Annotated in this window: 13 protein-coding genes and 1 riboswitch; of the genes, 7 read left to right on the top strand and 6 right to left on the bottom strand. The window is 40.6% G+C overall.

Annotated features, from left to right (window positions below; genetic code table 11):
- Positions 1-9 precede the first annotated feature (9 nt).
- Positions 10-279 carry an oxidative damage protection protein gene (locus tag ACPF64_RS05615; protein WP_000089995.1) on the top strand — a complete coding sequence of 90 codons (270 nt, stop codon included), beginning with the start codon at positions 10-12 and terminating at the stop codon, positions 277-279.
- Between the two features lie 304 nt (positions 280-583).
- Here the strand turns inward: ACPF64_RS05615 and phoU are convergent, their stop codons facing one another.
- The 4 genes from phoU to ACPF64_RS05595 all read right to left on the bottom strand — a co-directional run bounded on the left by phoU (position 584) and on the right by ACPF64_RS05595 (position 4,321).
- The gene (gene phoU / locus ACPF64_RS05610) at positions 584-1,306 is read right to left on the bottom strand and encodes a phosphate signaling complex protein PhoU (protein WP_003654470.1); all 723 of its coding nucleotides are present in this window, start codon (positions 1,304-1,306) and stop codon (positions 584-586) included.
- A gap of 108 nt (positions 1,307-1,414) precedes the next feature.
- Positions 1,415-2,746: a TolC family outer membrane protein gene (locus tag ACPF64_RS05605; protein ID WP_426456107.1), complete on the bottom strand. Its 1,332-nt coding sequence runs from the start codon at positions 2,744-2,746 to the stop codon at positions 1,415-1,417.
- A gap of 95 nt (positions 2,747-2,841) precedes the next feature.
- Complete coding sequence (locus ACPF64_RS05600; protein WP_270903159.1) at positions 2,842-3,747, bottom strand: DMT family transporter; 906 nt, start codon at positions 3,745-3,747, stop codon at positions 2,842-2,844.
- Positions 3,740-4,321 carry a TetR/AcrR family transcriptional regulator gene (locus ACPF64_RS05595; protein WP_426455785.1) on the bottom strand — a complete coding sequence of 194 codons (582 nt, stop codon included), beginning with the start codon at positions 4,319-4,321 and terminating at the stop codon, positions 3,740-3,742. The genes ACPF64_RS05600 and ACPF64_RS05595 overlap by 8 nt, the downstream gene beginning before the upstream one ends.
- A 109-nt stretch (positions 4,322-4,430) precedes the next feature.
- Between ACPF64_RS05595 and ACPF64_RS05590 the strand changes: the two genes are divergently transcribed.
- The 6 genes from ACPF64_RS05590 to gluQRS all read left to right on the top strand — a co-directional run bounded on the left by ACPF64_RS05590 (position 4,431) and on the right by gluQRS (position 10,816).
- Positions 4,431-5,516, top strand: a complete 1,086-nt coding sequence (locus ACPF64_RS05590; protein ID WP_426455784.1) for a hypothetical protein — start codon at positions 4,431-4,433, stop codon at positions 5,514-5,516.
- Positions 5,517-5,550: 34 nt separating this feature from the next.
- A riboswitch (TPP riboswitch) is annotated at positions 5,551-5,685 on the top strand.
- A gap of 88 nt (positions 5,686-5,773) precedes the next feature.
- Positions 5,774-7,651: a phosphomethylpyrimidine synthase ThiC gene (thiC, locus tag ACPF64_RS05585; RefSeq protein WP_003654459.1), complete on the top strand. Its 1,878-nt coding sequence runs from the start codon at positions 5,774-5,776 to the stop codon at positions 7,649-7,651.
- 75 nt (positions 7,652-7,726) lie between these two features.
- A complete protein-coding gene (locus ACPF64_RS05580) occupies positions 7,727-8,362 on the top strand; it encodes an NUDIX domain-containing protein (protein ID WP_426455783.1) in 636 nt (211 codons plus the stop codon).
- On the top strand, positions 8,359-9,171 hold the full coding sequence (gene cpdA / locus ACPF64_RS05575; RefSeq protein ID WP_005037307.1) for a 3',5'-cyclic-AMP phosphodiesterase: 813 nt from the start codon (positions 8,359-8,361) through the stop codon (positions 9,169-9,171). Before ACPF64_RS05580 ends, cpdA begins: the two co-directional genes overlap by 4 nt.
- Before the next feature lie 210 nt (positions 9,172-9,381).
- Positions 9,382-9,918 carry an RNA polymerase-binding protein DksA gene (gene dksA, locus ACPF64_RS05570; RefSeq protein ID WP_004640678.1) on the top strand — a complete coding sequence of 179 codons (537 nt, stop codon included), beginning with the start codon at positions 9,382-9,384 and terminating at the stop codon, positions 9,916-9,918.
- 1 nt (position 9,919) lies between these two features.
- On the top strand, positions 9,920-10,816 hold the full coding sequence (gene gluQRS / locus ACPF64_RS05565; RefSeq protein ID WP_426455782.1) for a tRNA glutamyl-Q(34) synthetase GluQRS: 897 nt from the start codon (positions 9,920-9,922) through the stop codon (positions 10,814-10,816).
- 48 nt (positions 10,817-10,864) lie between these two features.
- Here the strand turns inward: gluQRS and ftsW are convergent, their stop codons facing one another.
- Complete coding sequence (ftsW, locus tag ACPF64_RS05560) at positions 10,865-12,061, bottom strand: putative lipid II flippase FtsW (RefSeq protein ID WP_004795141.1); 1,197 nt, start codon at positions 12,059-12,061, stop codon at positions 10,865-10,867.
- Between the two features lie 24 nt (positions 12,062-12,085).
- Positions 12,086-13,432, bottom strand: a complete 1,347-nt coding sequence (murD, locus tag ACPF64_RS05555; RefSeq protein ID WP_426455781.1) for a UDP-N-acetylmuramoyl-L-alanine--D-glutamate ligase — start codon at positions 13,430-13,432, stop codon at positions 12,086-12,088.
- Between the last annotated feature and the right edge of the window lie 147 nt (positions 13,433-13,579).

Genomic DNA, 13,579 nt, shown 5'->3' with positions numbered 1-13,579 from the left:
GGATAAAACATGAGTCGACAAGTATTTTGCCGCAAATATCAAAAGGAAATGGAAGGTCTAGACTTCGCTCCATTTCCTGGTGCTAAAGGCCAAGATTTTTTTGAAAATGTTTCTAAACAAGCATGGCAAGAATGGTTACAACACCAAACAACGCTGATTAATGAAAAACGCTTAAATGTGTTTGAACCAGAAGCGAAGAAGTTTCTTGAAGAACAACGTGAGAAGTTTTTCAATAATGATGAAAGCGTAGAAAAAGCTGAAGGCTGGAAACCAGAATAAGCGGTTTGTTTTAACCTAATCATCATTTAAAAGGCGGGTCTATATACATAGATCCGCCTTTTTTTACGTGAAACTTACACAAGCATAAAAAGCCTTACATAGAGCGAACAGGACTCTACATGACATAAAAAAGCGAAGAACTTAATATCAATTCATAGCAAGAAGAACACGATCCCTGTCGTGTTTATGCACTTGATTTTCTGTCCTGAACTTCCCCCCAAAGTTCGGGACATTTTTTTATCTATTATTTCAAAAATAAAAAAGCCTTGTTTCAAACAAGGCTTTTAAATATTTCAGCTTAAGATTACTTTTCGTGGACTTTAGCTTCAATTTCTTCAATTTTGGTATGGCGGGCATCAAAGCCTTTTGCCATGTAAATCACTTGCTCAGCAATGTTACGGGCATGGTCACCAATACGCTCTAAAGAACGTAACACCCACATCACATTAATTACACGAGCAATATGACGTGGATCTTCAATCATATAAGTCATTAAAGTACGTGTTGCTGACTGGTATTCACGGTCAATATCTGCATCGGCTAAAAGCACACGCAAAGCTTGATCTGCATCTAAACGCGCAAAAGCATCAAGTGCATCATGAATCATGACACGAACTTGGTTACCAATATGACGGGTTTCCATGTAGCCACGCGGAGAACCACCTTCTTCACAGAGGTTTTGCGCAATACGAGCAATTTTTGCAGCTTCATCACCAATACGCTCAAGGTCAGTATTGGCTTTGCTCATTGCAATAACCATACGCAAGTCGATCGCTGCCGGATGACGACGTGCCAAAATTAGCGTAAGACCTTCATCAATATCACGTTCATATTGATTGACGGCGTTATCTTTAAATTGAACATCAATCGCTAAATTTGCATCTGTATCAAGCAAGGCATGAATTGCGTTCGCCACCTGTTGTTCGACCAAGCCACCCATGGTCATGAACTTTGTGTTTACATCTTGCAAATCTTCATTAAATTGAGAAGAAATATGATGGCTTAACACCGGATTACTTGGACTCAAGGGAAGCCTCCAACATGATGGCGCAGGAATAAAATGATTGAGCATTAGAACACAGCAATCATTAAGTTTTTATGACAAAATTAAAATTCAGATAAAAGCTTTTTTTGCTCACTGATAGGTTAGCCAGCTGTTTAATTCGACCAGATCTTTTTCGCCTAACTGGCCCACCGCAGCTTTTAACCGAAGTACATTCAATAAGTAGTCATATTGACTATTAAGATAATCCTGTTTTGCCGAAAAAGCATTACGCTGCGCTAATAAAACATCAACCATACTTTTTAAGCCTTCGTTATAACTCGCTTTTGAAGCTTGAGAAACAAGCGAAGACGAATCCATTGCAGCTTTTCGTGCTTCGAGTTTTGCTTGATCTGTATCTACCTGCATATATGCACTTTTCACATCAACATTGGCACGGCGAATAGCTGCATCAAGTTGTGCCTGAGCTTTACTGGCCTCTACAGTCGCTTTTTTAATTGATGTTCGTGTACGCCCACCATTAAATAAATTCCAGTTCATTTCCACACCGACCTGATCAAATTTTCCATCAGTGGAAATGAGTGTCTCTGGTGTCTGTTTGGTATATCCATAACTTGCAACAGCATCAATTTGAGGATAAAGCGCGGCTTTTTCCACACGGCGCTGATCCTCACTATATCGTTGCTGTAAACGTGCTTGTTGAATCTTTAAGTTTTTTTGCTGGGCCAAAGAAAGCCAATCATTAAGCTGGGCTGGATAAGGTTTTTGAAAATTAAAATCACCACGCAATATTGCAAGCTTATCTTGATAAGCACCAATATATTCGGAAAGCTGTTCTTGCGCTAAAAGTAATTGAACATTGGTTGAAATACGATTGGCTCTAGCATTTTGATATTGAGCATTTGCTTCACTCACATCACTACGCGCCACCAAACCCTCTTTGAGCTTGGCATTCATCATATTGAGTTGCTCAAGCAAAGCTTTTTCTTCTTGTAAGTATGCAACGCTTAATGCCTGCTGGCGCAGCACATTAAAATAGGCCTCTGCTACATTTAAAACATGGTCTTGTTTTTGCAATCTTAAAGTTATTTCACTTAAGGCAACCGAGGTTTTAACTTGCTTATAACCTTCCCAAGCATCCATTCGAAAAAGTGGCTGACGTGCAGTTAAAGTCGCTTGACGAGTAGTAGACGTATTACTCACCAAGGCATCTGAAAGCCCTTCCTGATCAACTCCAGGAAAATTAGAACGCTTCACCGTTTGCCGATTACGAGTAATATTTCCTGACAATGTGACCGTTGGTAATAAGGCACCAGTTGCCAAACCTAAATTAAGTTGATCTGCTTCAAATTGTTGTTGATTGGCTTGCCATGTTGGGTCATTTTGTTTTGCGCGCTCATAAGCTTCAACTAAATCTAGAGCAAAACTGGAAGATGCAAAACTCCAAAGGCCAACAGCGACCATTAATTTTATTTTCATTGTTCAAATCAACGATAAAACTTGCCTTTAAGACTAAGAAAAATTCCAAGCAAACTCAAGCCATTAAAAGTTTTAGTTTTTTAAGCGTTCTCATTTTTTGACAATATTAAAATACAAATGAAAATCAAAAACATACCTATCCAACCCAACCATGAAATATGCTCACCAACCAATACGATGGCAAAAAGCGCGGCAACTAGAGGTTCAAATAAAGTTAAGGTCGTCGCTTTACTGGCATTTACTGTTTTTAGACCAAAGCCGAAAAGTAAATAACCTAAAAACATAGGAATCAACATCATATAACCAGCAACAAGTAAATTGGTTGAACTTTGCAACAACCCTCCACCTGTAACCAGTAAAGTAGGAAGCAAAATAACTGCCCCACCACCCATAATCATGCCCATTGCAGCTTTAGCAGCAACACCCCGATCTATTAATCTTTTAGCAGCCCATGAATAAAGTGAATAAGTTGTAGCCGCGACAAGCCCAAGAAAAATACCGAAGATTTTATTCCATTCATTTGTACCCTCTTGGAGCGCATGGTTTTCACCCATGGATAACAAACTTACGCCCATAACACCAAAAATAAAACTTAAGAACCAGATCGCTGACAAAGACTTCCGATCAAAAAATCGTTCTAAAATTGCTGCGATCAGTGGCGCTGCACCAATAGAAACCACGGTGCCAATCGTAATTCCTGCATAATGCATTGAGGAATAAAAGGCCAAAGGATAAATACCAACTGCCGCAACACCTAAAAGCAGTATTAGAAGGTTTTGCCTTATAAATTGACGGTTTTCTCGAATAGCCCGCGATGCAACCAAAGCTTGCAAAAGACCTCCGCCACCCATAGCCACAGCACCAATGGCGAGTGGTCCAAGTGTTGGTGCAAATGCGGCAGCAGTACCTGTTGTTCCCCATAAAACAGAGGCAACTAAAATTGCGATTGTGCCGCCATAACTACTATTTTTAATGAGGCTAATCATGTTGGCCTTCTCTCTTTAGAAGATCTTCTGCCATTTGTCTTGCTAATAGAAGCTGACGACTACTTCCTTCCAACCCAGCTCTTGCCATAGAACCCTCTAAAAGAAAGGAAAGCTGCGTAGCCACGTAGCTAACGCGCTGCGAGTCTGGTATTAATTTTTTTAAATGTTCAGCAACAATAGCTTCAACCTCTTCTTTATGCTGTCTGACAGAACTTCGCCCTGCACTATTTGCTGGAAACTCAGCCGCAGCATTCAATAACCCACATCCTCGAAAGCCTTTTTCATAGGCAAATTCTGCATGATCTTGATAGGCATCAAACACTGCCAAAATAGCTTCTGTAGCTGATTTTGTTGTCTCTAAACGTTTTTGATAAAGATCAAGCCATTCTTGATGCCGCGCAGCAATGTAGGCATCGACAAGCTCGCCTTTTGAAGAAAAATTATTATAAAGCGACATCTTAGCAACATCTGCTTTAGCCGTAACCGAGTTAATTCCAGTTGCAGTAATGCCATCGTTATAAAACAAAGTTGCTGCTGCATCGAGAATTTTCTGTCTTGCTGTTTTATCATTCATAGCTTTGTTTTTTAAGTAGACCGATCTACCTAATAATAAAGATTTCTAACAATGATGCAATCTTTTTCCGAGTTATAATTTGAGCAATGTTCACTTCGATAAAAATACAATGATGAAAAAATTTCTAATGATGAGTGTATGCAGCGCACTACTTTTATCTGGATGTAATAAAACATCGCAGCAAGATCAAGCTGTTTCTAAAGAGCAAAAATCAACTGAACAAAAGCCAGAAAGCAAACCAGATAACAGCTGCATACAGATCAATGCCGCAATACAGAAGATTAATCAGAACAGTAAAATAGAAGACTTAAATCAAATTAATGAGAAACTGAAAACGTGTGTTCCATCTTTGAAGAATGATGAACAGCTTAAGGTGATTGATGCATCAACAGCTATGTATCAACGTTTTCTAAAGCAAGACTACACTGACAAAACAGCCAGAGCTTTTGAAGCTTTTGGCTATGCCGTTTTAGAACAAAAACAACGAGACCCTAAAAAAGTCATTCAAAGCCAGAAAAAATTATTCGACCAACTTAGTCCACGTGACCAATACTTACTTCAACATAATGGTGAAGCCTATATTGACCTCCTTTATCAAGGCGAAGGCATGTTTACCTATCGACGTCAGCCAAACTATCTAGTCGATGTTTTTTCTAAAGCCTTAACCACGGACCAAAAAGAGTTCTTAACTCGTATGGCGAAAGACAATCAGGATATTTTCTATAACGATGGTGCTTTGGCTGTTTCGTGGAAAGAGCTCACTGAACGAGCGCTGTTTTGGGAAAAATTTATTCAAAAATATCCAAAAAGCCACTTTATTGGTGATGCAAAACTACTCTTTAACGAATATCGCTATTTTATTTTCTTTGGCCTAGATAACACCCCTGTTTCAGATGAATATGCACCGAACACATGGTTTGATAAAGATGCACTTCAACAAATCCGTTTTCTATCTACACAAAACCAATCGAGTTTAGCAAAACCTGCCCAGCAATTTCTTAAGTTTATTGCCACGCCTGTAGAAGAGCGCAATAAGCAATTTAAAATAGATTTAACTGAAAAGAATGGCGATAAAAAATCAAATTATCAGATTACCCATGAACAACTTGAGCAGCTATTAAAATTTGATTCGCCATGGAACACGGAAGTCTATCGTGACTGCCATATAGATGCCGTTTGTATAGATACAAATTGACAATGCCAGCCAACCTAAATCATGTTAGTCTGTAATTCGCTTGACGGAGCGCGAGTAATAGCTCGCTGAGATTGTGTAAATTTCGTGTTATCGCAACACAAGTTTGATCACAAGTACCGTTGAACCTGATCAGGTTAAGACCTGCGTAGGAATCAAGCCATCTAAAAACTAAAGCCTCAAATTTATCTAGTAAAGATAAATCCGCCACCGTTTTTGGTCGTGCTTGATTCGTTGATGTTATTCATAAGGATCATGTAATGAACCAGTTAACGAATCTCTCTTCTGTTGAAATTTCAGCGCAACATGAACAAGATGCAAAAGATTTAACTCGCATCTTACCCGCTTCAAAAAAAGTTTATATTGAAGGCTCTCGCCCTGACATTCAGGTTCCAATGCGGGAAATTTCTCTCACCGATACCCCTACCGGTCTTGGTGGCGAACATAATCCCCCTGTTATGGTCTATGACACTTCAGGTGTTTATACCGACCCAAATGTTCAAATTGATTTAGACAAAGGTTTACCTTCAGTTCGCCAAAACTGGATTGAAGAACGTAACGATACTGACGTACTTTCTGGCTTAACTTCAACATTTGGTCAAGAACGTTTAAAAGACATTCGTACCGCAGATATTCGCTTTGCCCACATTCAAAATCCACGCCGTGCCAAAGCTGGCAAAAATGTCTCTCAAATGCACTATGCCAAGCAAGGTATTATCACACCTGAAATGGAATATATTGCAATTCGTGAAAATCAGCGCCAGCGTGAAGGTGTTGATACGCGCCAGCATCCGGGACAAAATTTTGGTGCAAAAAATTTAAAAGAAATTACACCTGAATTTGTTCGCCAAGAAGTTGCTGAAGGTCGGGCAATTATTCCTGCAAACATTAACCATCCAGAACTTGAACCAATGATTATTGGTCGTAACTTCTTGGTTAAAATTAATGCCAACATTGGTAACTCAGCGCTTGGTTCTTCAATTGATGAAGAAGTTGCCAAAATGACATGGGCAACCCGTTGGGGTGCTGACACCATTATGGATTTGTCGACAGGTAAGAATATTCATGAAACACGTGAATGGATTATTCGTAACTCACCTGTTCCAATCGGCACCGTACCAATTTATCAAGCACTAGAAAAAGTGGATGGTGTTGCAGAGGACCTGACTTGGGAAATCTTTAAAGACACGCTCATCGAACAAGCTGAACAAGGCGTTGACTACTTCACGATTCACGCAGGCGTATTACTTCGCTATGTACCACTCACTGCAAACCGTTTGACCGGTATTGTGTCTCGTGGTGGTTCAATCATGGCACAGTGGTGTCTAGCGCATCATGAAGAAAACTTCTTATACACACATTTCGATGAAATCTGTGAAATCATGAAAGCCTACGATGTTTCATTCAGTTTAGGCGATGGCCTACGTCCGGGCTGTATCCAAGACGCAAATGACGAAGCACAATTCAGCGAACTTAAAACACTCGGTGAACTCACTCATCGTGCATGGGAACATGATGTTCAAGTCATGATCGAAGGCCCTGGTCACGTACCAATGCACATGATTAAAGAAAACATGGACTTGCAGCTAGAAGTTTGTAAAGAAGCGCCATTCTATACGCTTGGGCCTTTAACGACCGATATTGCTCCTGGTTACGACCACATTACCTCTGCAATTGGTGCAGCCATGATTGGTTGGTATGGCACGGCGATGCTTTGCTATGTCACACCAAAAGAGCATTTGGGTCTACCAAATAAGAAAGATGTTAAAGACGGGATTATTACCTACAAGCTTGCGGCTCACGCGGCCGATCTTGCTAAAGGACATCCGGGTGCACAGGTTCGCGATAATGCCTTGTCAAAAGCACGTTTTGAATTCCGTTGGGATGATCAGTTCAACTTAAGTCTGGACCCTGACACAGCTCGTAGTATGCATGATGAAACCTTACCGAAAGAGGCTCACAAATCTGCACACTTTTGCTCAATGTGTGGACCAAAGTTCTGCTCGATGAAAATCACCCAGAATGTTCGCGACTATGCCAACAACCTCACCAATATCAATACAGAGGTTGAAGAAGGCCTCAAAACCATGAAAGAGGTTTATCAAGAACAAGGACAAAAACTGTATCACAAAGTGTAAATATTCAAAAAAAACACTTGCCTAGCCATGATTCTCAGTTAGGATGAAATAAATAGATTTTATCCTGACTGGCTCATGAGCATTGTTGAACATCCAAGCTATATATCTGAAGATGTCGAAATAACATCCCGTGAATATGTATTCCGCGGTTTTATTCAGGTTGAAAAAGTCAGCCTTCGACATCGTCTATTTAACCAGTCTGAATATACCCCTGTAATACAGCGCGAGCTTATTCATCGCCCTGAGGCTGCAGGCGTTCTACTCTACAACGATCAAAAACAACAGTTCGCACTTATTGAACAGTTTCGTGTTGGCGCTTTAGATGACCCTCTCTCCCCATGGCAACTGGAAATAATCGCAGGCGTGTTAGACGGTGATGAAACACCCGAGAGTTGTATTCGTCGAGAGAGCCTCGAAGAGTCAGGGTGTGCAGTTCAGGATTTACAACATCTATTTAGCTTTTATCCGTCAGCTGGTGCGTGTTCAGAGTTATTTCATCTCTATGTTAGCGAAACCGATTTACCTGCTGAAGGCGGCGTTTTTGGTGTAGATAATGAAGGTGAAAATATTCAACTGCACTTATTTAATTATAGTGAAATCCAGACGTTACTCGACAGCGGACGTTTAAGAAATGCTCCTGTCATTATGGCGTTACAATGGCTGTCTCAACACATCACAACGATAATAAAATCCGACGAGGTAGGACGGTGACTTTTCAAGTCTCAACACTTTCACAAAAAGACCATGTCATTATACAAATTACCGATACTCACTTATTGGAGTATCCGCACTTAGAATTTGTGGGGATGAATCCTGAAGAAAGTTTTCATGCAATTATTCAACAGATCCTGAAAAAACATCCTGAAACTGATGCCATTATCCATACCGGAGATCTGGCTCAAGCACCAACGCCTATTACGTACAAACGTTATATTCAATATATGCAAACGTTAGGTCTGCCATTTTTTCAGACACTGGGTAATCATGATAACGTTGACCATTTTCCATTGCATAAAGAAAACCATCAGGAACCTGTGGTGATTGGCTTAGGAAACTGGCGTGTTATTTTATTAAATAGTGCGGTACAAGGTCAGATTGATGGACACCTTTCACCAGAACAACTACAAAATTTAGCGACATTACTCGAAGAATTTTCAGATAACCCTGTTTTATTGGCTTGTCATCATCATCCTTTTGCAATGAAATCCAAATGGATTGATCATCACAAGTTACAAAATTCTAATGCGTTGCTTACAACATTAGCTCCATTTAAAAATGTAAAAGCTTTAGTCTGCGGGCATGTTCACCAAGACTCACTCAACACTTGGCAAGGGATCGAGTTTTTCTCGACCCCATCGACCAGTGTTCAGTTTAAACCGTTTAGTAATGACTTTGCCCTAGACCAAAATGCTCCCGGCTACCGTTACATTCGTCTAAAAAACGATGGTAGTTTTGAAACCGAAGTCTTCCGTCTTGAAAATTTTCAGGGCCTTATAAATACTGATATTTCAGGCTATTAGCTCTATTTTTTATATGCTTATATGCAATTATGACTAGGGTAAACACGTTTTGAAAATATTTACGGGTCGGAATGACTATCATCTTGCAGGAAAAATCTATATGATGACGACCCGATGGTAAAATCCATCGATGGTTTTCTATAAAAACACTTGCATATCACCATATTTTTTGCGTATAGATAATACGTGTATGATGAGGAATGCCCTATTATGGCGAATGACAACCACAACCAAGTTTTGGATGAACATACAGAAGTTGTAGTGGAAGGTGAAAAAGCTTCTGCAAAACGTGCACGTAAAGTGAAACCTAAAACTTCTGATATAGGCACAACTGCAAGTTTATTTGGTATTGCACCTTATCAACCTAAGAAAAATGAAGAGTACATGTCTGAAGGACAGCTCGAGCATTTCCGACAAATTCTGCAAGCATGGAAAGCTGAATTGATGTCTGAAGTTGATCGTACGTTGAATACGATGCAAGACGAATCAACTGCATTGCCAGATGTAAATGACCGTGCTACCCAAGAAGAAGAGTTTGCAATTGAATTGCGTACACGTGACCGTGAACGTAAGTTAATTCGTAAAATCGAACAATCTATGGAAGCCATTAAAAATGAAGACTATGGTTTCTGTGAAACGTGTGGTATCGAAATCGGCTTACGTCGTTTAGAAGCACGTCCAACGGCAACTTTATGTATTGATTGCAAAACTTTGGCAGAAATCAAAGAGAAGCAAAATAACGGTTAATATGACCGAGGTAACTCGTAAAGAGAAACCTAGCTTTGCATATTCAGGCCGGTTTGCGCCATCGCCAACCGGCCCTTTGCATTTTGGATCACTCATTACTGCCGTTGCCAGTTATTGTGATGCAAAGGCCCATCATGGCACATGGCTCGTTCGTGTCGAAGACACAGATATCCCTCGTATTTATCCCGGCAGTGAAGATCATATTCTCACATCACTGGAAGCCTTCCAGTTTGAACCCGATGCAGAAATCATCTTTCAAAAAAACCGTTTAGATATTTATGAAAGCGTATTAGACCAACTTAAAAAAGAGGGTCTTATCTATGCTTGTCAATGTACACGCAAAATGCTGGGTTCAAATGCAATCTACGCCGGAACTTGCCGCAATCTAGGGCTTGATTTTCAAGGACAAGCGATTCGGGTAAAAGTTCAAGATCAACAGATCTGTTTTGATGATCGGCTACAAGGAACTCATTGTTCTAATCTGCAACATGACCTTGGAGACTTTGTTCTTAAACGCCGTGACGGGATTATTAACTATCAACTTGCCGTAGTCGTTGATGATTATCTGCAAGGCATCACCCATGTTGTTCGAGGCTCAGACCTATTAGATAACACCGAACGTCAGATCTGGCTTGGCGAGCTCTTAGGATACCCTAAACTGAGCTATATGCACCTTCCTCTCGCCATGAATGATCAAGGGCAAAAGCTCTCTAAACAAAACCTTGCTCAGGCACTTGATTTATCTAAAGCGCCTGAATTGCTGCAACAAGCAATACAAGCACTAGGACAACCTACCGTTGATTTAGACCAGCCTAAAGTTATGCTTAAACAAGCAGTAGCGCAGTGGAATGTAGATTTAATTCCACATGTAGAGCAGCTTAGTGGAACCTACCTATAAATAAAAAAACCCGATATCAAATCGGGTTTTTAATACCTAAATACTCAACTAGAAGTTTGATTCTTCCCTTTCTGGGTTAACTTCTTGGGTTGAAGCATCAATCTTTAAGATCAAGCTAATCATCGCAGCACACATCATTAAAGATGTACCGCCATAACTAATAAATGGCAGAGTCAAACCTTTAGTTGGCATCAAACCCATATTCATGCCCGCATTTACCAAGATCTGAAGCAAGAAAATAATACTAATGCCGTACGCCAAATAACCTGCGCGAAGGTAATGATGTTTCAATGCACGATGACCAATTTTGATACAGCATGCCAACATCAAGAAAGACAAACCAATGACAATCGAAATACCAAAGAAACCGAATTCTTCGCCTAACACTGCCAACATAAAGTCAGTATGTGCTTCTGGCAAATAAGACAGCTTTTGGACACTGTGCCCTAAGCCTGTACCAAACCATTCACCACGGCCAAAGGCCATTAATGCATTTGATAACTGGTAACCAACCCCTAATGGGTCTGCCCAAGGGTCAGTAAATGAAATCAAACGCTGGAAACGATACGGCTCAAACAAAATTAAAAAGACAATACCGGTTACAATCGCACCAAGCATAATTAAGAACTGTGTTGGCGGCGCACCAGCTAAAAAGAACACACCAACCATCATCAATACAATTACGATCGTAGCACCCAAGTCAGGCTCAGCAATAATCAAACCGACCGTGATTGCCATGACCCCACTTAAACGTAATAAGCCTTTCCAATGAGTACGAACCTCTTTGGCACGGCGCACAACGTAGTCTGCGGTAAAGATCGCCATCATGACTTTGGCAACCTCGGTTGGCTGCAAAGTAAAGCCACCGATCTTAATCCAGCGTGTAGAACCGTTGACTTCTGAACCCACCACCAAAGCAGCAAGCAAAAGAACCATGGTCAACAACCACAACGGGAAAGTATTTTTAAACCACGTATTGAGTGATATCCGATAGGTCAAATAAGCCACCACAGCCGCAGCGACAATCGAAATACCATGACGAATCACATAGTGAAACGGGTTTTCATGCATATATTCAGCATAGGGCATCGAAGCAGATGCGACCATCACTGAACCGATACACAATAATGCAACGACACAGAAAATCAGGACATTACGTGGCGTCACTTCCGCTGGCCATTTAGGCAATATCCGTTCATACCAATGATTGATTTTCTGGATTGTGGTCTGAGCTAAGCCTGCCATACTACATTCCTAATCATGTTTTCTTTAAACCAACGAATTGACGCAGGCAACAAACTGCTGACCACGGTCATTATAACTTTTAAACATATCAAAACTTGCACAGGCTGGTGATAACAACACCACATCTTCAGCTTGTGTTTCACGTTGACACAGCTCTACAGCGTCTTTGAGCGTTGCTGCATGCAAAATTTTGGTCGCGCCCTGAATTGATTGTTCAATAACCGGAGCATCCTCACCAATCAATACCACAACTTTGGCATATTTTTCGATAGAAGAACGTAATGGAGCAAAATCTTGACCTTTGCCCTGCCCACCCAAAATCAAGGCAACCTTACCTTTTTTAACCTCAATTGCAGCACCTAAACCGTCAATTGCTGCAAGTGTAGCACCAACGTTAGTTCCTTTAGAGTCATTGTAATAACGTACATCATGTACAGTTCTCACATACTCACAGCGGTGTTCTAATCCTTTAAACTGTTTTAACGTTTCAAGCATAGATTCCATAGGTAAACCAATTGCTTCACCTAGCGCCAAACAAGCTAAAGCATTGGCTACGTTGTGCATGCCTTGAATATATAAATCTGAGCTTTTAATTAAACGCTGCAAACCACGTGCAAGCCAAAGCGTGCCATCGCCATCTCTTAAAACACCATATTGATTTAAGTCTGGAGCATTTAGACCAAAGCTTTGCATTGGTGTTGTATCTGGAACAAGAGGACGACTTAAAGCATCATCACGGTTAAATATGACTTTTTTAACACCTTGGAAAATACGGTGTTTTGCTTGGTGGTAACCCCACATATCGCCATGACGATCTAGATGATCTTCACTCATGTTAAGAACCACAGCAACCTCAGCATTCAAATGAGATGTGGTTTCTAACTGAAAACTTGATAACTCAAGTACAAGCAACTCTGGTTGATCTTTTAATAAATCTAGAGCTGGGCGTCCAAGGTTTCCACCAACAGCAACTTTCTTACCTGCATCTTTAGCCATTAAGCCAATTAAAGTCGTTACTGTACTTTTCGCATTAGAACCCGTAATCGCCACAATAGGTACTTCGGTCGCGCGGCGTAATAATTGAATGTCGCCTACGACTGAAATCCCTTGAGCAATAGCTGCCTGAATTTCTGGTAATTGCGGTGCAAGGCCTGGGCTTAAAATAATTTCTTCTGCTTGTAATAATAATTCTTGGTCAAGTTGACCGAAGCTGGTTTTAACGCCAGCTGGAATCTGGTCATAGCCTGGGGGTGTGGGACGAGAATCCGTTACTGCAACTTGGTAGCCTTGTTCATGCAGGAAATTAACAGCAGAAACGCCTGATATTCCCAAGCCTGCGACAACTTTTAATCCACCACGTTGTATTAACATTTTTGCCCCACAATTTATCAATCGACAGAATGGCAAAAATGTTAGCACTTTGCTGTTTTGAATGCTTTTTCAGTTTGAACTTTATTCATCTTTTTTTGTGTCAGTGCGTAAAAAAGCCATCAATATGATGGCTTTTTAAACGAAACA

This window comes from Acinetobacter sp. KB005, assembly GCF_049949095.1.
Taxonomy (GTDB): domain Bacteria; phylum Pseudomonadota; class Gammaproteobacteria; order Pseudomonadales; family Moraxellaceae; genus Acinetobacter; species Acinetobacter calcoaceticus.
The sequence above is the reverse complement of the archived record's forward strand: the minus strand, read 5'-3'. Positions and strand labels throughout refer to the sequence as shown.